This is a genomic window from Comamonas sp. MYb396 (assembly GCF_037479555.1).
Classification (GTDB): Bacteria; Pseudomonadota; Gammaproteobacteria; order Burkholderiales; family Burkholderiaceae_C; genus Comamonas.
The window spans coordinates 323,415-344,591 of record NZ_JBBGYU010000002.1; the positions used below are offsets into that span (position 1 = coordinate 323,415).

General features: G+C 66.4%; 16 protein-coding genes. 9 read left to right on the forward strand and 7 right to left on the reverse strand.

Features of this window, described 5'->3' with window-relative positions; all coding sequences use genetic code 11:
* The first annotated feature begins 111 nt into the window (after positions 1 to 111).
* From rtcR to WH265_RS05675, 5 genes are all read left to right on the forward strand, one after another.
* Positions 112 to 1,728: an RNA repair transcriptional activator RtcR gene (rtcR, locus tag WH265_RS05655; RefSeq protein WP_339557631.1), complete on the forward strand. Its 1,617-nt coding sequence runs from the start codon at positions 112 to 114 to the stop codon at positions 1,726 to 1,728.
* An 883-nt stretch (positions 1,729 to 2,611) separates the two neighbouring features.
* Positions 2,612 to 3,979 (forward strand): amino acid permease, encoded by a 1,368-nt coding sequence (locus WH265_RS05660; protein ID WP_339557632.1) that lies wholly within the window; start codon positions 2,612 to 2,614, stop codon positions 3,977 to 3,979.
* Positions 3,980 to 3,993: 14 nt separating this feature from the next.
* The gene (kynB, locus tag WH265_RS05665) at positions 3,994 to 4,671 is read left to right on the forward strand and encodes an arylformamidase (RefSeq protein WP_339557633.1); all 678 of its coding nucleotides are present in this window, start codon (positions 3,994 to 3,996) and stop codon (positions 4,669 to 4,671) included.
* A 73-nt stretch (positions 4,672 to 4,744) separates the two neighbouring features.
* Complete coding sequence (gene kynU / locus WH265_RS05670) at positions 4,745 to 6,061, forward strand: kynureninase (protein ID WP_339557634.1); 1,317 nt, start codon at positions 4,745 to 4,747, stop codon at positions 6,059 to 6,061.
* Between the two features lie 30 nt (positions 6,062 to 6,091).
* The gene (locus tag WH265_RS05675; RefSeq protein WP_339557635.1) at positions 6,092 to 6,793 is read left to right on the forward strand and encodes a 3'-5' exonuclease; all 702 of its coding nucleotides are present in this window, start codon (positions 6,092 to 6,094) and stop codon (positions 6,791 to 6,793) included.
* On the opposite strand, the gene WH265_RS05680 is transcribed toward WH265_RS05675, so the two are convergent.
* Positions 6,768 to 8,213, reverse strand: a complete 1,446-nt coding sequence (locus WH265_RS05680; RefSeq protein ID WP_339557636.1) for an L-lactate permease — start codon at positions 8,211 to 8,213, stop codon at positions 6,768 to 6,770. The genes WH265_RS05675 and WH265_RS05680 overlap by 26 nt on opposite strands.
* Before the next feature lie 66 nt (positions 8,214 to 8,279).
* Between WH265_RS05680 and WH265_RS05685 the strand changes: the two genes are divergently transcribed.
* Positions 8,280 to 8,861 carry a helix-turn-helix domain-containing protein gene (locus WH265_RS05685; protein ID WP_339557637.1) on the forward strand — a complete coding sequence of 194 codons (582 nt, stop codon included), beginning with the start codon at positions 8,280 to 8,282 and terminating at the stop codon, positions 8,859 to 8,861.
* 27 nt (positions 8,862 to 8,888) lie between these two features.
* Here the strand turns inward: WH265_RS05685 and WH265_RS05690 are convergent, their stop codons facing one another.
* Positions 8,889 to 9,797, reverse strand: a complete 909-nt coding sequence (locus WH265_RS05690; RefSeq protein ID WP_339537702.1) for a LysR substrate-binding domain-containing protein — start codon at positions 9,795 to 9,797, stop codon at positions 8,889 to 8,891.
* A gap of 106 nt (positions 9,798 to 9,903) precedes the next feature.
* On the opposite strand from WH265_RS05690, the gene WH265_RS05695 reads away from it, so the two are divergent.
* Positions 9,904 to 11,442 (forward strand): MFS transporter, encoded by a 1,539-nt coding sequence (locus tag WH265_RS05695; protein ID WP_339557638.1) that lies wholly within the window; start codon positions 9,904 to 9,906, stop codon positions 11,440 to 11,442.
* On the opposite strand, the gene WH265_RS05700 is transcribed toward WH265_RS05695, so the two are convergent.
* From WH265_RS05700 to ada, 3 genes are all read right to left on the reverse strand, one after another.
* Positions 11,436 to 12,356, reverse strand: coding sequence for a DNA-3-methyladenine glycosylase 2 (locus WH265_RS05700; protein ID WP_339557639.1), 921 nt, complete (start codon positions 12,354 to 12,356; stop codon positions 11,436 to 11,438). The two genes, WH265_RS05695 and WH265_RS05700, sit on opposite strands and share 7 nt — an antisense overlap.
* Before the next feature lie 87 nt (positions 12,357 to 12,443).
* Positions 12,444 to 13,268 (reverse strand): 2OG-Fe(II) oxygenase, encoded by an 825-nt coding sequence (locus WH265_RS05705; protein ID WP_339557640.1) that lies wholly within the window; start codon positions 13,266 to 13,268, stop codon positions 12,444 to 12,446.
* On the reverse strand, positions 13,261 to 14,433 hold the full coding sequence (gene ada / locus WH265_RS05710) for a bifunctional DNA-binding transcriptional regulator/O6-methylguanine-DNA methyltransferase Ada (protein WP_339557641.1): 1,173 nt from the start codon (positions 14,431 to 14,433) through the stop codon (positions 13,261 to 13,263). Before ada ends, WH265_RS05705 begins: the two co-directional genes overlap by 8 nt.
* A 107-nt stretch (positions 14,434 to 14,540) precedes the next feature.
* On the opposite strand from ada, the gene kynA reads away from it, so the two are divergent.
* Both kynA and WH265_RS05720 read left to right on the forward strand, forming a co-directional pair.
* On the forward strand, positions 14,541 to 15,401 hold the full coding sequence (gene kynA / locus WH265_RS05715; RefSeq protein ID WP_339557642.1) for a tryptophan 2,3-dioxygenase: 861 nt from the start codon (positions 14,541 to 14,543) through the stop codon (positions 15,399 to 15,401).
* A 190-nt stretch (positions 15,402 to 15,591) separates the two neighbouring features.
* A complete protein-coding gene (locus WH265_RS05720; protein WP_239645007.1) occupies positions 15,592 to 16,866 on the forward strand; it encodes an MFS transporter in 1,275 nt (424 codons plus the stop codon).
* Between the two features lie 54 nt (positions 16,867 to 16,920).
* Here the strand turns inward: WH265_RS05720 and WH265_RS05725 are convergent, their stop codons facing one another.
* Complete coding sequence (locus WH265_RS05725; RefSeq protein ID WP_339557643.1) at positions 16,921 to 18,129, reverse strand: FAD-dependent monooxygenase; 1,209 nt, start codon at positions 18,127 to 18,129, stop codon at positions 16,921 to 16,923.
* 89 nt (positions 18,130 to 18,218) lie between these two features.
* Positions 18,219 to 21,077, reverse strand: a complete 2,859-nt coding sequence (locus WH265_RS05730) for a putative bifunctional diguanylate cyclase/phosphodiesterase (protein WP_339557644.1) — start codon at positions 21,075 to 21,077, stop codon at positions 18,219 to 18,221.
* Positions 21,078 to 21,177 lie beyond the last annotated feature (100 nt).

A 21,177-nucleotide genomic window follows, 5' to 3' on the forward strand; every position in this document is an offset into this window, starting at 1 on the left:
ATATATAAATTTTCATATCACTGCCAATCCTCACTTCAGCATCGTCTCGTTATTTTTATCTTTCCAGATAAGATATTTATAATATGGAATCGTCTTCAAGATCGCAATCGCATGAAACCCATCACCGTCATCGGCTTTCTCGGCACCCAGCTCGACAGCGGGCGCGGCGCAGGCCGCTGGAGCAAATGGCGGCCCTCGGTGGCCATCACCCAGCATGAAGACATGGTGGTGGCCCGCATGGACCTGCTCTACACCCGCGCGCATGTGGACCTGGCGCGGCTGGTGCAAAAGGACATTGCCACCGTGAGCCCCGAGACCGAAGTCCACCTGGTGGAGCTGCCGATCCGCGACCCCTGGGACTTTGAAGAGGTCTACGGCGCGCTCTATGACTGGACCAGCAGCTACCACTTCGACAGCGACCAGGCCCAGTACTGGCTCAACATCACCACGGGCACCCATGTGGCGCAGATCTGCCTGTTTTTGCTGGCCGAGTCGCGCACGATCCCCGGCGTGATCCTGCAGGCCTCGCCACCCAAGCGGCAGATCGATGGCGCGGCGGGCAACTATGCGCTGATCGACCTGGACCTGTCACGCTACGACGCGCTGGCCACCCGCCATGCGCAGGCCCAGCAGGATGCGGTGGCCTTTCTCAAAAGCCACATCCCCACCCGCAACCCCCGCTTCAACCAGTTGATTGCCGAGATCGAGCAGGTGGCAGGCCGCTCGCAGGCCCCCATGCTGCTGGTGGGGCCTACGGGCGCAGGCAAGTCCTTTCTGGCGCGCCGCATGTACGAGCTGAAAAAGGCGCGCCACCAGATCAGCGGTGCCTTTGTCGAAGTGAACTGCGCCACCTTGCGCGGCGACAGCGCCGCCAGCACCTTGTTTGGCCACAAGAAAGGGGCGTTCACCGGCGCCGCCACAGAGCGCGCCGGCCTGCTGCGCACCGCAGACCAGGGCCTGCTCTTTCTCGACGAAATCGGCGAGCTGGGCGCCGACGAGCAGGCCATGCTGCTGATGGCCATCGAGGAAAAGCGCTTCTACCCCATGGGCTCGGACAAGGAAGTGAGCAGCGACTTCCAGCTGATAGCCGGCACCAACCGCGACCTGCGCCTGGAAGTCAGCGCCGGCCGCTTTCGCGAAGACCTGTTTGCCCGCATCAACCTCTGGACCTACAACCTGCCTGGCCTGGCCCAGCGCAGCGAAGACATCGAGCCCAATATCGACCACCTGCTGGTGCAGCACGCCCAGCAAACCCACCGCACCGAGCGCTTCAACGCCGAAGCGCGCAAACGCTACCTGCAGTTCGCCCAGAGCCCGCAAGCCCTGTGGAGCGGCAACTTCCGCGATCTGCATGCGAGCGTGACGCGGCTGGCTACGCTGTCGACCAGTGGTCGTATCACCGAGGACCAGGTGGAGGCGGAGATTGGGCGGCTGCAGTGGCTGTGGCAGCGGCCGGAGGCTGTGGCTTCGTCTGTCGGTGGTTCTGCTGAAGTGGCGTTGGAGGCCTTGTTGCCTGGAGATGCCATTGAGGCGATGGATTTGTTTGACCGGATGCAGTTGGCGGCGGTGGTGGGGGTGTGTCGTGCCTCTGGCAGTTTGTCGGAGGCGGGGCGGCAGTTGTTTCAGGCTTCGCGGGCACAAAGGGCGGTGGTGAATGATGCGGATCGGTTGAGGAAGTATTTGCAGAAGTTTGGGTTGAGTTGGGATTTGGTTTGTTCTGCTCGTTGAGCCTTTTGAGGTCTGATGCTGTTTTTAGCTGCTGCTGGTCATCGTATGCTGCCGGCCTAGTGCAGCTCTTGCTTATTCGTATGCCTGCGGCGCTTTTGTCTTTTGCTGGCCGGATTTCGCCCGGCGGGCGAGGTACTTTTCTTGGCGACCAAGAAAAGTACCCAAAAGAAGGTCGCCCTGCTGACTGCGTCCCTTCGCTTCGCTACGGGCAACCTGTGGTGCTCGGGTATGGGCTGCACCGCGAAACTCACTACGCGCCAAAGGCGCTCCGTTCAAACAGACGCGGTGAGTCAGTTCACGAAGCAGTTGCACTCTCCGGTGCAACTGCCCAGCCCATACCCTGTGCTCCTCGGCGCATTCAGAAGGGAAACTGAGCAGACATGTGCCATCGCTGCGCTCGGCCCCAAAAGCAGGCCAAGCGCAGCGATGGCCTATTGGCATTTGGCTGTTTTGATGTTTACCCCCCTTTTGCATGCGCCTGGGGCGTGGCGTTTGCGGGGTGGCGCTGGCACCGAAGAGTGCCAGTGCATCGTGAACTAGCTTGCCGCGTCTGTCCGAACGGAGCGCTTTCAGCGCGTAGTGAGTTTCGCGGCACGCCCCGCAAACGCCACGGCACAGGTTGCCCTTCGCAACGCGAAGGGTCGCAAGCAGCAGGGGCGGCCTTCTTTTGGGTACTTTTCTTGGCCGCGCAAGAAAAGTACCTCGCCAGCCGGGGCGAGACCCGGCCAGCAACAACTTGCAAAGTTAAAAGCCCATCTAACAGGCATGTCACAAACAAGCGACATGGATTCCCCACAAAACCTAAAATCCCCACCTCCCCCGCGCACCAGCGGCCCGCAAAGCCGCCCCAGCGTCACCACAGGCATAACAGGCAAAACCACCCGTGTCCCCTTTTGAATCGATTGCCCGCCGCGAACGCGGGCTGCTGCAGCAACTCACTGCAGCCCAAATGACGATGATCGCCATCGGCGGCGCCATCGGCACCGGCCTCTTCATGGGCAGCGCATTTGCCATCGGCTTCGCCGGGCCCAGCGTGCTCATCAGCTACGCCATCGGCGCGCTCATCGGCCTGCTGCTGATGGGCTGCCTGGCCGAGATGACCGTCGCGCACCCGACCAGCGGCTCGTTTGGCGCCTATGCTGAGCACTACCTCAGCCCGCTCGCCGGCTTTGTGGTGCGCTATGCCTACTGGGCGGCCGTGGTGCTGGCGGTGGGGATGGAAGTCACCGCCGTCGGCAAATACATGAAGTACTGGTTCCCCGAGGTGGAGCAATGGGTCTGGGTGGCGCTGTTCTCGGTCGTGCTGGCCGCCGTCAATGCCACCAGCGTCAAGGCCTTTGGGCAGATGGAATATGTGTTCTCCATGGTCAAGGTCGTGGCCATCGTCACCTTTATCCTGATCGGCGCCTATGTGGTGTTCGGCTCGCGGCCCGAGGGCGTGGGTTTTTCCAACTACACCGCAGACCGGGGCTTTTTCCCCAATGGCTGGTGGGGCACCTGGGTGGGGGTGATCATCGCCATCTTTAGCTACCTCAGCCTGGAGTCGATCGCGATTGCCGCCGGTGAGGCGCAAAACCCGCGCCAGGCGGTCACCTCGGCGTTCAAGACCACGGTGTTGCGCCTGGTGCTGTTCTACCTGCTGTCGCTGGCTTTGATGCTGGCCATCGTGCCCTGGAGCCATGCCAGCACCGACAAGAGCCCCTTCGTCAAGGTGATGGAGATCGTCGGCATTCCCGGCGCGGCCAGCGTGCTCAATTTTGTGGTGCTGGTCGCCAGCCTCTCGGCGATGAATGCGCAGCTCTATGTCACCTCGCGCATGATGTTCAGCCTCTCGCGCGGCGGCTATGCGCCAGCAGCGCTGGGCAAGGTCAACAGCCGGGGCGTGCCGATGGGCGCGATTGCGATCTCCTGCCTGGGCATGGCGGTCGCCATGGTGCTCAACGTACTCAAGCCCGAGGAGTCGCTCACCCTGATGATGTCGATCTCGATGTTCGGCGCCATGTTTGCCTGGTTCATGGTGTTTGTCACTCACCTCTTCTTCCGCCGCCGCTGGCAGCGCGAGCATCCGGGCGAGCGCCTGCAGTTCCGCATGTGGGGCTTTCCGGTGCTGACCCTGCTGGGCGCCGTGCTGATGCTGGCCGTCATCATCACCACCTATTTCACCGATGTGTTCCACATGACCACCTTGATCGGCGTGCCCATGCTGCTGGTGATGACCGCCGTCTACCTGATCTGGTACCGCAAGCGCTGATACATTGCATAGCTATGCCAAACACGCCTCACTCTGCGCCAAGCATTTGGGACATCTCGCCGCCCGTCTACGTCGGCATGCCGGTGTTCCCCGGCGACACGCCCTACCAGCAGCAATGGGTGGCCAGCATCGGGCCGGGTTGCCCGGTCAATGTGGCCAGCATCACCAGCACCCCGCATGCAGGGGCCCATGCCGATGCGCCGCTGCACTACGCCCCCGATGGCGCGACCATCGGCAATGTTGATCTGGCGCCCTACCTGGGCCGCTGCCGCGTGGTCCATGCGATCGGCTGCGGCCCGCTGATCGAGTGGCAACACATCGAACAGGCGATCAACGACGACCTGCCCGAGCGCGTTTTGGTGCGCACCTACCAGCAGATGCCGCAAACCCAGTGGGATGCGGGCCTGACCGCCTATGCGGCCGAGACCGTGGAGCGCCTGGCTGCGCTGGGTGTGCGGCTGATCGGCATTGATACGGCCAGCATCGACCCGGCCGACAGCAAGGCCCTGCCCAGCCACCAGACCATCCGCCGCCATGACATGCGTGTGCTGGAGAACCTGGTGCTGGACGCCGTGCCCGAGGGCGACTACGAGCTGATCGCGCTGCCGCTCAAGCTTGTGCAGGCCGATGCCTCGCCGGTGCGCGCCGTGCTGCGCGCGCTGCCCGGCACCTACAATCAGGCCTCGGTCTGAACCACCCCATCCCTTGCGGCAGGCGCCTGGCCCACCAGCGCCTGCCCGCCACCATTGACAAAGAGACATAGCCATGACCACCTTGGAAGCCTGCCGCGACGTTGACCAGCAAGAGCCGCTGGCACCGCTGCGCCACCTGTTCGACCTGCCCGACGGCGTGATCTACCTGGACGGCAACTCGCTGGGCCCGCTGCCCAAGGCCACGGCCGCGCGCGTGGCCGATGTGGTGCAGCGTGAATGGGGCCAGGGCCTCATCCGCAGCTGGAACGATGCCGGCTGGATCGACCTGCCCCAGCGCCTGGGCGACCAGTTTGCGCCCTGGATTGGCGCCAAGCCTGGCGAAGTCGTGTTCACCGACACCACCTCGGTCAACCTCTACAAGGTGCTGAGCGCGGCCATCCGCCTGTCGCAGCAGGAGTTCTCCGACCCGGCGCCGCGCACCAAGGTGATCAGCGAGCGCAGCAACTTCCCCACCGATCTGTACATTGCCGAGTCGCTGTGCAAGCAGCACAACCTGGAGCTGGTGCTGATCGAGCCCGAGGAGCTGCCCGCCTGCCTGACCACCGACGTAGCCGTGCTGCTGCTCAGCCACGTGAACTACCGCACCGGCCATATGCACGACATGACCCAGGTCACGCGCGATGCGCATGCCCAGGGCGTGCTGACCGTCTGGGACCTGGCCCATGCCGCCGGCGCCGTGCCAGTGGACCTGAACGCCGCCAACGCCGACTACGCGGTGGGCTGCAGCTACAAATACCTCAATGGCGGCCCCGGCGCCCCAGCCTTTGTCTGGGTGCATGCGCGCCATACCGACAAGTTCTGGCAGCCGCTGTCGGGCTGGTTTGGCCATGCCGAGCAGTTTGCCTTCAACAGCGGCTACCAGCCAGCCGCCGGCATCCGCCGCTACATGTGCGGCACCCAGCCGATGATTGCGCTGTCGGCCCTGCAGTGCGGCCTGGACATCTTTACCGAAGCCGAGAAATACGGCGGCATGACGGCGCTGCGCCGCAAGTCCGTGGCGCTGACCGACCTGTTCATCGAGCTGGTGGAGACCCGCTGCGCCGGCTACGGTCTGGGCCTGGCCACGCCGCGCGATATCTTTGCGCGCGGCTCGCAGGTGTGCCTCACGCGCGACGACGGCGCGGGCGTGGACGGCCAGGGCAGCGGCGCCTACGCCATCGTGCAGGCGCTGATCGCTCGGGGCGTTATCGGTGACTTCCGCAAGGGCGATGGCGGCAACGGCCCGCACAAGGACATTCTGCGCTTTGGCTTCACCCCCCTCTACACCCGTTTTGAGGACGTGTGGAACGCGGTCGAGCACCTGCGCCAGGTGCTGGAATCGGGCGAATGGCAAAAGCCCGAGTTCAACCGCATCCATGCGGTAACCTGATTGCCGAGCACCTCCAGCACCCGCCCCGCCATGTCCGAACGCATCGCCATTCTCGACTTTGAAACCACCGGCATGAGCCCGGCGCATGGCGCGCGGGCGGCCGAGGTCGGCATTGTCATGGTCGAGAACGGCCGCATTGTGGACCGCTACCAGAACCTGATGAATGCCGGCCAGCGCATGCCCAGCTTCATCACCCAGCTCACCGGCATCACGACCGCAATGCTGCAGGCGGCGGCGCCCGCTGAGCAGGTGATGCGCGAGGCAGCAGATTTTGTCGGCACGGCGCCGCTGGTGGCACACAACGCATCGTTTGACAGCAAGTTCTGGCTGGATGAGCTGGAGCGCGCAGGCTGCGCAGCCAGCCCGGCCGCAGCGCCTGTCGGCAGCCTGTTTGCCTGCACGGTCTTGCTGTCGCGCCGCCTCTACCCCGAGGCGCCCAGCCACTCGCTGGGCAAGATCGTGCGCCATCTGCAACTGCCGCCGGCCGACAAGGCCCACCGGGCGCTGGCCGATGCAGAAATGACCGCCCATTTGCTGCTGCGCATGCAGGCCGACCTGCGCAGCCGCTGGCATATCCCCGACCCCAGCCATGCGCTGCTGAGCGAGCTGCAGGTCTGCCAGCGCAAGCACCTGGGCCGCTGGCTCAGCAACACCTCGGCCCGGCAAACCCAGCCGCAGCTGCCTGAGCTGGCCGGCAGCTTGGCGCCTAAGGCTGCTGCAGAACGGCGCTGAGCAGCACATTCAGTGCCGCCATCAGCAGCACCGCCAGCCCGGTGACCAGCAGCACCTTCGCCTGCACCCAGGCGCGCTCAGCCTGCGCAGCGCCAGGCGCCTCCCCAGGCACCAGCTGGCAGGCCATCTCCACCTTGCCGGGGGAGGCCATCAGCAGCAGCGCCGCGCTGACATTGTGGACCGCCATAAAGGGCAGTACCGCGACGCCCAGGGCTTGCGCAATCTCGGCCTGGGTCGCAGCAAACATCGCATTGGCCCCCGTGTTGGAGCCGGTCACAAAGCCGCCCAGCGCAGCCACAAAAGGCGCAGCAAACACATAGGCGCTGCCGCCCTGCGCCAAGGCATGGGCCAGCTGCGCGGCCATGCCCGACACGGCCATCACCACGCCGAGCACGATGAACAGCCCCGTCACGGGCGCCACCTGGCGCCAGGACTGCCACACCCGCTGCAGGCTGCTGGGCGCTGGCAGGCCGCGCGCAAACCAGGCCGCCGCCACAAACAGCCACAGTGCAGGGGATGCCAGCAAATGCCAGGCGCCCGCGCCTTGCAAGGCGCGCAGCACGGCCCCTGCCACCAGCACACCGAGCAGCAGCAAGCCATAGGCGGCCAGCGCGCGCCAGCCCAGGGGACCGAGCGGCGCAGCGGCTTTGTCAGCTGAAGCTGCCGCCCCCCGCCGGCCCAGCCACAGCCATAAAACGGTCATCAGCAAAGCGCCTAAGGCCCCGGCCGCCGATGTGCCCGCCAGCACATTGCTCACACCAATCGCCGCCGCTAGCAGCAGGCCTGACAGCGCACCCTTGAGCATCGCTGCCCCACGCCGGCCCGGCGCACTGGCCAGCCAGGCAGCGGCCACACCCACGACCACCATCGGTATCACGCTCACCGCTGCCGAGGCCACGCCCAGCGCATCAAATGACAGCCCGGCCATCGTCGCGGCAACCAAGGTGCCCGGGCCCATCGAACCCCAGGGCACGGCGCACAGGCCCAAGAGGCCAATCAGCGCGATCTTGCGCGCCGGCAACCCGCTGTGCGCCAGCAGCGGAATGCCAATCGTGATGCCAATGCCAAAGCCGGTCAGCGATTCGGCAAAGGGCGTGACGCCATGCACCACCAGCAGCACGGCGCCCACGCCTTCACCGGTGCGGCCCATCACCCATTGCGCCAGCGCTTTTTGCGCGCCGGCGGCGCGCAGCACTTCGGACAGCAAGAGGCCCCCGCCCACAATCAGCAGCACCTCGGCCAGCACCGGCATCCAGCCGGCCAGTGCCTGCAGCGCTGCGGGCGCGCTGAGCGGAAACGCCATCACACAGCCGGCCAGCGCCAACGCCACGCCGATCAGCGCTGCATACAGCGACCGCAGGCCCAGCAGCAACCCGGCGATAACGGCCAGGACCGGCGACGCACTCAATAACAGGTACATTGGGAGAGCTCTTGTTGAAATTGCATATAGGCAAATAATATTTCCTACACGAAATATAGTCAATCCATGTCGACTGAAAACTCCCCACCCAGCGCGGACTCCGACCTGCAGTTCGGCCTGGCGGTGCGCGCCCGCCGCGCCCAGCTGGCCATCACCCTGGACCAGTTGGCGCAGGCCAGTGGCGTCACCTCGGGGGCGCTGTCCCGGGTGGAGCGGGGGCTACTGAGCGTGAGCCTGCGCAACGCGATGGCCATTGCGCGCGGCCTGGGCTGCGAGCTGAGCGATCTGGTGCAAAGCCCTGCCCCGGCGCAGATCACCCGCGCGGGCGAACATGCGCGCTTTGTGCATGAGGACACCGGTATCGTGCGCCTGGCGCTGGCCCGCCCGCTGCCGGGGCTGGAGCTGCTGCACTATGCGGTGCCGCCGGGCCAGACCTCCAGCCACTTCGCGCCGCACCGCCCGGGCACGCGCGAGGTGTTCTATGTCGAGACCGGCAGCCTGCGCGTCTTCACCGGTACGGATTCGGTGCTGCTGCAGGCGGGCGACAGCGCCCAGCTGGCGATGGACACCGAGCACCACTTTGCCAACGAAGGCCGGGGCGTCGCGCATTTCATCCTGCTGGTGGCAGCTCCGGCACACGGCGGCTGATGCCCCGGCGCCTGGCCTCGATGGGCTTTATGGCGACGGTGGCTGGAACAGCCGCTCGGCCACAAAGTCCACAAACACGCGCAGGCGCGGCGACATCAGCCGGCCCGAAGGCCAGAGGATGCTGAACTGGCCGGAATAGGTAAGACAGTCGTCTAGCACCGTCTCCAAGCTGCCATCGGCCAGCGCATCGCGGGCCAGAAAATCGGGCATATAGGCGATGCCCAGGCCCCCGATCGCCGCGCCGCGCAAGGCCTCCATGTTGTTGCAGGTCAGCGCCGGCGGGTGGGCAGCGGCATCCTGCTGCGCCTCGGCCGTGTCACCGCCCATCTGCCAGGGCTGCAGCTTGCCTGAGGTGGGAAAGCGAAAACGCAGGCAGTCATGCGCCGCCAGCTCCTCGGGGCGCTGGGGCCGGCCGCGCTGCGCCAGATAGGCGGGGGATGCGCAGAGCACAAAGCGGAACAGGCCCAGGCGCCGGGCGCTGAGGCTGGAGTCGGCCAGCATCCCGCTGCGGATCACCGCATCCAGGCGCGCCTCGACCACATCGACCAGCCGGTCGTTGAAGTCCAGGTCCAGCGCGATATCCGGGTAGCGCGCACGGAAGTCTGGAATCACCGGCAGCAAGAAGCGGTAGCCAATGGTGGGCAGGCCAATGCGCAACAGGCCCCGGGGACTGCTTTGCGTGCTCGACAGCAGCGCCTGCGCATCCTGCAGGTCATCAAGGATGCGGCGCCAGTGCGTGTACATCAGCTCGCCCTCATGCGACAGCGACACGCGCCGCGTGGTGCGCACCAGCAGCTGCGTGCCCAGCTGCGCCTCCAGCTTGGCCACGCTTTTGCCGACGGCTGATGCCGAGATGCCCAAGGCACGGGCAGCGGCCACAAAACTGCGGCGCTCGGCCGCCTGCACAAAGGCGGCGATGTGGTTCAGGTTGTCCATGCGCGCATATTACGGAAATTTGGTTGTTAATTAAACAACGATCGGCCTGTTTATTGGCAATCTATTCCTCATTAAGCTCCACAGCGTGTTTTTGCAGGAGTTGGCTATGCACCGTGTTTTACCCTCCGCCTGGCGCGGGCCCTGGATGGTTCTGGCATCCGTTTGTCTGGCAGCAATGGTGCTGCCACTCAGCTTTTCTGGCGGGGCCGTGGCCACGCCGGCGATTGGCCGTGCACTGGGCGGCAGCGCCACCAGCCTGGGCTGGATCACCAATGCCTTCATGCTGGGCTTTGGCAGTTGCCTGATGGCCGCTGGCGCACTGGCCGACCAGTGGGGGCGCAAGCGGCTGTTTTTGCTGGGTCTGTCGACCTTTTGCCTCGCGGGCCTGGCATTGGTGCTGGCGCGCAGCGTCTGGCAGATTGACCTGCTGCGTGCGCTGCAAGGCGTGGCCGCAGCCGCTACGTTGGCCGGCGGCACGGCTGCGCTGGCGCAGGAGTTTGCGCCGGCCCAGCGCGCCCAGGCCTTTAGCCTGCTGGGCACCACCTTTGGCACCGGCCTGGCCTTTGGGCCACTGCTGACAGGCTGGCTGGTCGAACAGGCCGGCTGGCAGGCCGGTTTTGCGCTCTGCGCTGGCCTGGGCCTGGTCGCCTTGCTGGTGGGCATGGTGGCGATGCGCGAGTCGCGCGACCCGCAGGCCCAGGGGCTGGACTGGCCCGGTGCGCTGCTGTTCACCAGCATGCTGGTCTTGCTGACGCTGGGCATGGTGCAGGCCGCCGCGCTGGGCTGGCGCAGTCCGCAGGTCATCGCGCTGCTGCTGGCATCCATGCTTGCGCTGCTGCTCTTCATCGCCGTGGAGCGGCGCGTGGCCCGGCCGATGCTGGACCTGAGCCTGTTCCGCTACCCGCGCTTTATCGGTGTGCAGGTGCTGCCCATTGCGACCTGCTACTGCTATGTGGTGTTGCTGGTGCTGCTGCCGCTGCAGCTGATCGGCATTGCCGGCTACAGCGAGGTGGCAGCGGGCTGGTGGATGCTGGCGCTGTCGGCCCCGATGCTGGTGGTGCCGCTGGTAGCAGCCTGGCTCACGCGCTGGTTCCACGCCGGCCCTATTTCGGCCGCTGGCTTGCTGCTGGCCGCCGGGGGCCTGGTATGGCTGGCGCAGGTGCCTGTGGATGCCGGGGGCATGGCAAGGGTGCTGCCGCTCTTGCTGATCGGCAGCGGCGCGGGTCTGCCCTGGGGCCTGATGGATGGGCTGTCGGTAAGCCTCGTGCCCCAGGAGCGCGCGGGCATGGCCACCGGCATCTTCAGCACCGTGCGGGTGGCCGGTGAAGGTATTGCGCTGGCGATGGTAACGGCGATGCTGGCCGGCTTGATAACCCCACATCTGCCGGCGGTGCTGGATGCGGCCAGCCTGCAAACCGCCGCCCAGCAGTTGGCGATGGGCGAGCTGCGCCAGGCGCTGGCCTTGCTGCCCGCCCAGCCCGATGCGGCAGCGGCGCTGGGTTTGCAACATGCCTATGGCCAGGCCTTTGCGCAGCTGCTGTATGTGCTGGCGGCGATAGCCACGGTCTCGGCCCTGGTGGTGCTGGGCCTGCTGCGCCCGGCCAGTGGCGATACGCTGCAGGCCCTTGAAGCCAGTCCTCAGTAGCTTTTGGCCGACAGGCTGGCCCAGAGGTGGGCCGCCGCCAGCGCCCGCCAGGGCGCAAATGCACCCAGCCACTGCTCGGCCTCGCGCTGGGAGACGCTGGGCACATCCAGCAAGCGGGCCAGCGCATTGCGCACCGCCACATCGCCATGCAGGCTGCCATCCAGCCAGCCAAAGCCACGCAGCAAGGCGTAGTGCACGGTCCAGGGGCCAATGCCCTTGATGGCCAGCAGCGCATCTTCAATCGCCTGGGCGTCTTGCGCCTGCAAGGGCTGGGCGGCCCAGGCATCGAGCGGCAGGCTGCCATCCAGCACGGCGGCGCAGACGCGCTCCAGGGTTGCAATCTTGCTGACCGAGAAGCCCGCTGCCCGCAATTGCTCGGGCGTCAAAGCCGCCAGTGCGCTGGCATCAGGGTGGCAGAGCATGCCGCTGCTGTGCTGCACGGCCGTGGCTGCAATCAGGCGCCGGCGCAGCGCAATGGCCGCTGCCACGCTGATCTGCTGGCCGGTGATGGCCCAGACCAGGGCCTCAAACGGGCTGCTGCTGGCGGGCACACGCAGCCCCATCTGGCTCAGCAACAAGGGGCCCAGCACCGGGTGCTGGCCATGCTGCAGTGCCAGCTGGTCCGCCCCATCGCCCAGGCCCAGCATGCGCGCCAGCATCGCATCGAGTGCAGCGGGGTCGTTGCCGGTCGGCGCTGTGCCATCGACTGCCAAACTGGCGACCGCGCGCGCTGCGCCATCCACCATCTCCAGCTGCAGCAGCGCAGGCTGGCCCTGCCAGACCAAGCCCTTGCTGACGCGCAACCCTTCGACCTTCTCTGACGCCTGCAGGGCATCGCGGGCATGCAGGGCCAGCATGTCCTGCGGGCGGTAGTTGGCAGGCAGGGCGACTTGGGTGCGCAGAACCAGGGGCATGGCGTGGTCGGTAGATGGCGGCGGCTGCCGTGGATCCCCACTATAGAGGATGGAAGCTGGGCGATGAAGTCGGGGCTGTTTCAGCGCTTACTCTGCATCGTGGAACACAATGCCCAAGGTATGGCGATCGCCCCGCAGCACGGTGGAGACCCCATGGCGGTGCTGCACCCGGTAGCTGCCGCGTGCGCCCTGCACTGGCCGCTCGCGCACCGCAATGATGGCCGCATCACCGCGCTGCAGCGGCAGCACCTGCACGCGCGACTGCATGCGGGGGCGCTGCTCGGTCAGCACCAGCTCGCCGCCGTCAAAATCCTCGCCCGGCTGCGACAGCAGCACGATCACCTGCAGCGGAAACACCAGTTCGCCATACAGGTCCTGGTGCAGGCAGTTGTAGTCGCCCGCACCATAGCGCAGCAGCAGCGGTGTGGGCCGCCGCTGGCCGGCTGCATGGCACTGCGCCAGCAAGGCCGCATGCTGCGCAGGCCAAGGCGGCGCGGAGGCTGCGAGCTGCGCGCGCCATTGCTCCGCCACGGGCTGCAAGCGGGCATAGAGTGCCGTGCGCAAGGCCTGCAGCAGCGCTGGCAGCGGGTAGGCAAAGTACTGGTACTCGCCCCGGCCAAAGGCGTGGCGCTGCATCTGGATGCGGCTGCGAAAATGCGCCGCTTCGCCATACATCGCGGCCATCTGCTGGCATTGCGCGGCATCCAGCAAACCGGGTAGCAGGCCCCAGCCCTGGCGGTTCAGCTGGCTGCCCACCGCGGCCCAGTCATAGCGCTGCAGGCTTGCCTCACTGGCTACATCTGCGCCATCTGCATCGGGTTTTGCCGGGGCAGAGGATTGCGACAGCGCTGCGCTGGCCTCAGCCTCCAGCGGCAGCGCAACTTGTGCAGCGCTGGCCAGGCGCTTAGCCATGGCGCGCCACCCGTGGCGCCTGGGGTGCCAGCTCGGCCTCGTGCTGCAGCAATGCGCGCTTGCGGTCCACGCCCCAGCGGTAGCCGGAGAGGCCGCCATCATTGCGCACCACCCGGTGGCAGGGAATGGCGACGGCAATCGCATTGGCCGCGCAGGCGCCCGCAACGGCGCGGCTGGCCTGGGGCATGCCCAGCTTGCGCGCCAGCTCGCTGTAGCTGACGGTGCTGCCCACGGGGATCAGCCGCAGCGCCTGCCAGACCTGCTGCTGAAAGGCGGTGCCGCGCACATCCAGCGGTAGCGCCAGGCCGCGCGTGGGTTCGTCGACAAAGCCGATGACCTGGGCCATCCAGCGCTCAAAGGCGGCATCACCCCCGGCCAGTTGGGCTTTGGGAAAACGCTGCTGCAGGTCCTGCACCAGCGCATCGGCATCGTCGCCCAGCAAGATCGCGCAAATGCCCTGCGCGGTGGCGGCCACCAGGATGGGGCCGAGGCTGCATTCGGCCACGCCAAAGCGGATCTGCTGCGCGGCGCCCCCTTTGCGGTACTGGCGCGGGGTCATGCCCAGCACGGCCTGGCTGTCGCGGTAGAGCTGCGCGGTGCTGGCAAAGCCGGCATCAAAGATCGCATCGATGACGCGGGGCGCCTCTTGCGCATCGCCCAGCGCCGTTTGCAGGCGCTGGCGGCGCTGGGCCTTGGCATAGGCCTTGGGCGATACACCGACGGCCGCCTTGAAGACGCGCTGCAGATGGAAGGGGCTCATGCCGGCCCGCTCGGCCAGCTCGGCCAGGCTGGGCTCGTCTTCGGCCGTGGCGATCCAGTCGCAGAGCTGGGCCATCAAAGCCGCATGGCCGGGCTTGGCGGCCGCCTCGGGCTGGCAGCGCTTGCAGGCGCGGTAGCCAGCAGCCTGGGCCTGCGCTGCCGTGTCGAAAAATTGCACGTTTTCGGGCTTGGCCAGGCGCGAGCTGCAGGAGGGCCGGCAAAAAACGCCGGTGCTGCGCACCGCATAGACAAAGCGGCCGTCGGCTGCGGCCTGGCGGCCTTGCACCTCGGCCCAGCGCGGATCGGCCAGGGTTTGCTGCGCGCGGGAGGCAGCCAAAGCGGCAGCGCCGCGCGCCGCAGGGGTGTCAGAAGTGGCGCTGGGTGTGGATGGGACAGACGGTTTCATGCGAATCACCTCAGTACAATCGATGCAGCCACTTTAGGCCTTGCGGCCCGGTTGTGCAGTGCCATTCTTGCGCTGCAATTGACGCCGCTTGCACTGCCCCACACACCATGCGAGACACCCCCAGCAAGCCCGAATCCATTGTGCATGAAGAGCGCGCCCAGCTCGATTTCAGCAAAGACATGAGCTATGGCGACTACCTGCACCTGGACGAGATCCTCAACGCCCAGCACCCGCTGTCGCCCGCGCACGACGAGATGCTGTTCATCGTGCAGCACCAGACCAGCGAGCTGTGGATGAAGCTGATGCTCCATGAGCTGCGCGCCGCCATGCAGGCCATGGCCAACCCGGCAGACAACACCAAGCCCGAGGCCTTCAAGATGCTCGCGCGCGTCTCGCGCATCATGGAGCAGCTGGTCAATGCCTGGACCGTGCTCTCGACCATGACCCCGCCCGAGTACACGGCCATGCGCCCCTACCTGGCCAACTCCAGCGGCTTTCAGAGCGCGCAGTACCGCTGCATCGAGTTCTCGCTGGGCAACAAGAATGCCGCCATGCTCAAGCCCCATGCGCACCGGCCAGACCTGCTGGCCCAGGTAGAGGCGGCCTACGCAGCGCCATCGCTGTACGACATTGCCTTGCAGCTGCTGGCCCGCGAAGGCATTGCCGTACCGGCCGAAGCGCTGCAGCGCGACTGGAGCCAGCCGTACACCGAGAGCGAAGGCGTCAAGCAGGCCTGGATCACCGTGTACAGCGATCCGCACAAGTACTGGGACCTGTACCAGCTGGGCGAGAAGCTGACCGATATCGAAGATGCCTTCCGCCTCTGGCGCTTCCGCCACCTGACCACCGTCGAGCGCGTCATTGGCTTCAAGCGCGGCACCGGTGGCACCGGCGGCGTGAGCTACTTGAAAAAAATGCTCGATGTCGTGCTCTTTCCCGAGATCTGGACTTTGCGCACCAATCTCTAAGAAACTGTTCTAAGCCTCCGCAACCCCGTCCAGGGGTTGCCCCAAGTGACACTGCGCCGTGCAGAGCCGGCCAGAGTCCTCTATAGTGGCAGGCGCATATAACAAGCCGCGCCAGCCCCCTGCTGGCCGATGGCGCATACAAAAAGGACCTGCCTTCTCTGGCCCTGGCTTGTTGCCCGCACCCTCAGCCATGCCGGTCCCACCTACACCCTCCCCCACCGGGCGCCCTGCGGCGCCCTCGTCCACCCTGCTCTGGGCCATGCTGCTGACCTTGCTGTCGGCCTTCTCGCTGAGCCAGGCCTTCCGCACCGTCACCTCCATCATTGCCGATGGGCTGCGCACCGATTTCGGGCTGTCAGCCGAGTCGCTGGGCGCCTTTGCCGGTCTGTTTGGCCTGTCATTCGGCGTCACGCAGCTGTTCATGGGCGTGGGCATGGACCTGTATGGCCTGCGCAAGACCGTGCTCACCGCCTTCCCGCTGGCCATTGCCGGCTCGCTGATCTCGGCGCTCGCGCCCAGCTACCACGGGCTGATGCTGGGCCAGCTGCTGATCGGCATTGGCTGCTCGCCGGCCTTTTTGGCCTGCACGATGTTCATTGCGCGCCATTTCCCGAGCGACCGCTTTGCGTTCATGTCCGGCGTCGGCATGGGCGTGGGCGGCCTGGGCCTGCTGTTTACCGGCACACCGCTGGCCTGGCTGGTGCAGCACTACGGCTGGCGCTGGGGCTTTGGCCTGCTGGCCGTGCTCTGCGCACTGTCCTGGATAGCGATCTTTTTGCGCGTGCACGAGCCGCATCTGCCCAGCGATGACCTGCCCAAGCCCAGCTGGCTCACGGCCGTCAAGGGTTTTGGCGGCCTGCTGCTGGTGCCCCATACCTGGGCCATTGCCATCATGGGCATGGTGGGCTATGCCTCGTTTCTGACGGTGCGCGGGCTCTGGCTCAGCCCGATGCTGATCGACCGGTATGGCTTCTCGCTGGTGGCCACCGGCAACGTGGCCCTGATCGTCTCGATGATCTCGCTGTTCACGCCGTCGGTCTTTGGCCGGCTGGACCCGGGCCCGGCGCGCCGCCGGCGCCGCATCATCGCCGGCGCGGCCGTGATGGCCTGCACCTTCTGCGCACTGGCCTTTGTGCACCATGCTGCGGCCACCGTGGCGCTGATCATGTTCATGGGCCTGGCCTCGGGCTACTCGGTGCTGCAGTACGCCGATGTGCGCTCCTCCTACCCCAAGGAGACCACCGGCCGCGCGCTGTCGGTCTACACGATGGCGATGTTCCTGGGGGTGGCGCTGATGCAGTGGCTCTCGGGCATCGTCGCATCCTACGCACAGCAGCACGGCGGCGAGATCTACCAGTATGTGATGCTGTTTGTGGCCGGCATGCTGATGCTGGGCTGCCTGGCCTTCCGCTTTTTGCCGCAATCGCCGCTGCTGCTGGCGCAACAGGCCCCGGCACGCCATTAGGCCCCATCGGGCCTGGCGCGGCTTGCGCGGCTTGTACGGCTTGGCGCGCCCGCGCTACAGCGCCGAGGCCGACGAGCCATCGCCCCGGTACAACCAGGGCACATCCATCAGCTTGGCGCCCAGCGCGCGCAGCGCCGTATCGCGCCCAAAGGCCACCAGGCCCCGGGCATGGAAAATCTCACCATTGCGGATCGCACGCGCCTGCACCCGGGCATTGCGCTGCCAGCGGTTGAGCGCATAGCGCCGCAGCCGCAGCGGCATCTCCAGGTCGTGCATGGTCAAGGCACGCTGCAGCTCGGCCGCATCTTCAATCGCCATGCCCGCACCCTGGGCCAGGTAGGGCCGCATCGGGTGGGCGGCATCGCCCAGCAGTGCAACCAGGCCCTGCGCCATCTCCTGGGGGCCAGTCATCGGTGCGCGGTCTGCCAGCGGCCAGAGCCGCCAGGCAGCGCCTGTGGCACTGACCGCTTCCACCAGGCCCAGCAGCTGGCGGTGCGCACCGGCCAGGCACCGCTGCAGATCGGCGCCGTTGCCCGCATGGTCCCAGTGCTCCAGGTCATCGGGCGCGGCGCCTTCCACAATGATGACCAGGTTCTGCATGTCGCCGCCGCGCACGGGGTACTGCACTGCATGAAAACGCGGCCCCATCCAGGCGCTGACCACGTCGGTGCGCCAGGCCGCCGGCAGATCGCTCTGGCGCACCAGCGCCCGGTAAGCCAGGTGGCCAGTCACGCGCGGGGGCGCATCATGGAGCAGGCGCAGCCGCGTGCGGCTCCAGATGCCATCGGCCCCGACCAGCACATCGCCCTCGATCTGCTTGCCCTGCTTGGTGGTGATGGTGACGACGCGGCCGTTGTCCTCGTGGTAGTCCACGGCGTTGTCCAGGTTGAGGTGCAGATCGGCGCTGGGCCGCACCGCATCGAGCAGCAGCTGGTGCAGGTCGGCGCGGTGGATGGTGGCGTAGGCTGCGCCGTAACGCGCCACCGCTTGCGCGCCCAGGTCCAGCCGGGCCAGCTCCTGCCCGCTGATGGCATTGCGCGAGACCAGCGCCTGCGGAAAGGCTGCGACCGCCTGCAGCGGCCTTTGCAGGCCCCAGGCCTGCAGGCGCCGCACGACGTTGGGGCCCAGCTGCACACCGGCGCCCACTTCGCTGAACTGCGCAGCGCGCTCAAACAGGCGCACCTCGGTGCCCGCGCGAATGGCAGCCAGCGCAGCAGCCAGGCCGCCGATACCACCGCCGGCGATCAAAATCTGTTCATGCATACCGCCATTGTGCCCAGATTGCAGGGCCCGCCTTGTGCGCTAGCGCAACAGCCCTCGTGGCTGGCTGCAACACCCGGCGATGGGGCAGCTCAAGCCGGCCGGAAGCTGGCGAAGCCGTGCAGGCGCTCGAACTCGCCAATCGGCACCGGACGGCCAAAGTGGAAGCCCTGGAAGCGCTTGCAGCCGTTGCTGACGAGGAAGTCCACCTGCTCGGAGTTCTCCACACCTTCGGCCACCACTTCGAGCTCCAGGCTTTGCGCCAGTGCCAGGATGGTGCGCACAATTACCGCGTCGCTGACATCGCTCAGCACATCGCTGACAAAGCTGCGGTCGATCTTCAGCTGGTCGAGCGGCAGGCGCTTGAGGTAGGACAGCGATGAATAACCCACGCCAAAGTCATCGAGCGAGAAGCCCACACCGCGCTCCTTGAGCTGGCGCATGCGGTTGACGGTTTCATTGACATCGCCCAGCAGCAGGTTCTCGGTCAGCTCCAGCTTCAGGCGTGCGGGGTTGGCACCCGTCTGCGCCACAATGCCCAGCACCTCATCGACAAAGCCCTGGTTGTGGAACTGCCGGGGGCTCACATTGACCGACATGGTCAGCGCCTGGGTGGAGGGGCTGGCCGCCCACAGCGCCAGCTGCTCGCAGGCGGTGCGCATCACAAAGTTGCCCAGGTCGACAATCAGCCCGGTCTGCTCGGCCAGGTCGATGAACTCGATCGGCATGACCAGGCCACGCGCCGGGTGGCGCCAGCGCACCAAGGCTTCCGCGCCCACCAGGCTGCCGCTGCCATTCATCACCGGCTGGTAGTAGACCTGCAGCTCGCCGTCGTGGATCGCCTGGCGCAGGTCGCTTTCCAGATTGGCACGCGCGTTGACGATGGCCTGCATCTGCGGATCAAAGAAGCGCTGCGTGTTGCGGCCGGCCGATTTCGCCTCGTACATCGCCAGGTCGGCGCGCTTGAGCAGCTCCTGTACCGTCAGCGATTCATGGTCGCCAAACACCGTCACGCCAATGCTGGGTGTGCTGTGGTGGGATTGGCCGTCGAGCACAAAGGGCTGCTTGAACCGGGTGATCACATGCTCGACCACCGAGCGCACATGGGCTTCGGCCTGCACGTGCTCGGCGCCCAGGTTCTCGACCAGCACGACAAACTCGTCGCCGCCAAAACGCGCGACCACATCGCCGCTGCGCACGCTGGCAATCAGGCGCTTGCCTACTTCGCACAGCAACCGGTCACCCTTTTGGTGGCCCAGCGAATCGTTGAGGTCCTTGAAATTGTCCAGATCGATGAACAGCAGCGCCGCATAGGTGCCGCGCTGCTTGCAGGCGATGATCGACCATTCAAGCCGGTCCATCAGCATGCGGCGGTTGGGCAGGCCGGTGAGCACATCGAAGAACTCCAGGCGCTCGATCTCCTTGCGCGCGCGGCTGCGCTCGGCCAGGTCGCGGCAGATGCACAGCAGGCCGGTGACCTCGCCATTGGCGGCGCGGATGGCCGATTTGGTGATCTCGAAACGGCCCTGGTAGCCATTGTCGGCAAACTGCAGGGTCTCTTCGTAGACCACCGGCGTGTTGCTGTTGCGCGCACGCAAGTCGGTTTCCCAATCAGACGGCATGCGCCCTTGCAGGCCCAGGTCCGAGGTCGTGCGGCCAATGATCTGCGCGTGCGCCAGGCCCACCAGGCGCTCAAACGCCTGGTTGCAGTGCAAGAAGCGCCCATCGGCCCCCTTGAGCACGACCAGGTCCGGGATGGCACTGACCAGCGACACCAGCTGCGACTGCTGCTCCTGCACGCGGCCGACCATCAGCTTTTGCATCGACACATCGTGCGAGAGCAGCATGAAGGCATGCGCATCGCGCCCTTGCGGGGCGACCAGGATATCGGTCTGAAAGTGGCGCAGGCCCTGCGGCGTATCAATGCTTTGCTCAAAGGCGAGCGACTGCCCAGCGCGCAAGCGTGCCAGCCAATCGGGGGCCTGGCTGCGCAGGCTGGGGGCGAGCGCCGCGGTCCAGGGCTGGTCCACCAGGCTGGATACGCCCAGCCAGTCCAGCTGGGTGCGGTTGGCATGCACGATGGCGCCCGCGCCGTCAACCCGCACCACACCGATGGGGGCCTGCTCCAGCCATTCCTCGCCCTGCAGGCGCGCCGGGTGGGCCGAGGCCCAGCCCACCAGGCTGTGGCGCAGCGAGGCCATGATCAACACCAGAGCCAGCACCGACAGCGCATAGCACCAGGCCGCCTGCTCCAGCAGCATCGCCCAGTGGCTGCCCGCGCCCAGCAGGATGGCCGCTGCGCCCACGGCCAAGGCGGCCGCGAGTCTCAACACCGTCCAACGGCCGGACTGGCCGGCAAAATGGCGGCTCTGCACCGCAGCCCAGGCGCAGCAGGCCAGCATACCCAGCGGCAAGACATAGCGGCGCACGCCGTCCAGATCGACCAGGCCTTGCGCGACCACCGCCGTCACCGCCACCAAGAGCGCCGTCGCCGTCAGCACCGCGCTATTGCTTTGCAGCTGCAGCCAGTGGCTCGCGCGGGGCACGGCACCTGGGCGGTTGCGCCGCGCAGAGGACAATAACTCTAGGGAGACTATCAATAGACTTATTGATAGCAAAAGATTGACGGACAGCTCCAGCCACAAGGCCGGCCGGCTGCCGTGTTCAGACATGCGCAGCGGCAGTGCCAGCACCACCGCAAAGCCGCCCAACGCGACGGCACTGCAGACCCACAGCGGGCGGCCCATGAACGCACTGCCACCGCTGCCCTGCAGCAGCAGGCGCCCGCCCCAGCCGAGGGTGGCCAGGGCAGCGAGCAGCAGCAAGACCTGCACCCAGGTCTGCAGCGCCCGGGCAAAGCCCACGCCCTGCGCATCGGTAGACACCAGCCCCGCCAACAGCACCCCGCCAGCGAGCAAACACCACATGATCCGCGTGTGGATCTCGTGCATGCGCCTGCCTAGCGACAAGGGGGTGTAGGGGTGGGCCATAGTTGGCTAAATGTAATTAAAAGTAAACTAACGTCCATCTATTTGACCAGTAACGGTCAAC

Bases quoted from the DNA above. Each gene is read 5' to 3' on its own strand.
- WH265_RS05690 (WP_339537702.1), bottom strand. From the start codon at position 9,797: ATGGACAACCTGAACCACATCGCCGCCTTTGTGCAGGCGGCCGAGCGC.
- WH265_RS05720 (WP_239645007.1), top strand. From the start codon at position 15,592: ATGCCGGTCCCACCTACACCCTCCCCCACCGGGCGCCCTGCGGCGCCC.
- WH265_RS05675 (WP_339557635.1), top strand. From the start codon at position 6,092: ATGTCCGAACGCATCGCCATTCTCGACTTTGAAACCACCGGCATGAGC.
- kynU (WP_339557634.1), top strand. From the start codon at position 4,745: ATGACCACCTTGGAAGCCTGCCGCGACGTTGACCAGCAAGAGCCGCTG.
- WH265_RS05680 (WP_339557636.1), bottom strand. From the start codon at position 8,213: ATGTACCTGTTATTGAGTGCGTCGCCGGTCCTGGCCGTTATCGCCGGG.
- rtcR (WP_339557631.1), top strand. From the start codon at position 112: ATGAAACCCATCACCGTCATCGGCTTTCTCGGCACCCAGCTCGACAGC.
- kynA (WP_339557642.1), top strand. From the start codon at position 14,541: ATGCGAGACACCCCCAGCAAGCCCGAATCCATTGTGCATGAAGAGCGC.
- WH265_RS05730 (WP_339557644.1), bottom strand. From the start codon at position 21,077: ATGCACGAGATCCACACGCGGATCATGTGGTGTTTGCTCGCTGGCGGG.
- kynB (WP_339557633.1), top strand. From the start codon at position 3,994: ATGCCAAACACGCCTCACTCTGCGCCAAGCATTTGGGACATCTCGCCG.
- ada (WP_339557641.1), bottom strand. From the start codon at position 14,433: ATGAAACCGTCTGTCCCATCCACACCCAGCGCCACTTCTGACACCCCT.
- WH265_RS05695 (WP_339557638.1), top strand. From the start codon at position 9,904: ATGCACCGTGTTTTACCCTCCGCCTGGCGCGGGCCCTGGATGGTTCTG.
- WH265_RS05705 (WP_339557640.1), bottom strand. From the start codon at position 13,268: ATGGCTAAGCGCCTGGCCAGCGCTGCACAAGTTGCGCTGCCGCTGGAG.
- WH265_RS05685 (WP_339557637.1), top strand. From the start codon at position 8,280: ATGTCGACTGAAAACTCCCCACCCAGCGCGGACTCCGACCTGCAGTTC.
- WH265_RS05700 (WP_339557639.1), bottom strand. From the start codon at position 12,356: ATGCCCCTGGTTCTGCGCACCCAAGTCGCCCTGCCTGCCAACTACCGC.
- WH265_RS05725 (WP_339557643.1), bottom strand. From the start codon at position 18,129: ATGCATGAACAGATTTTGATCGCCGGCGGTGGTATCGGCGGCCTGGCT.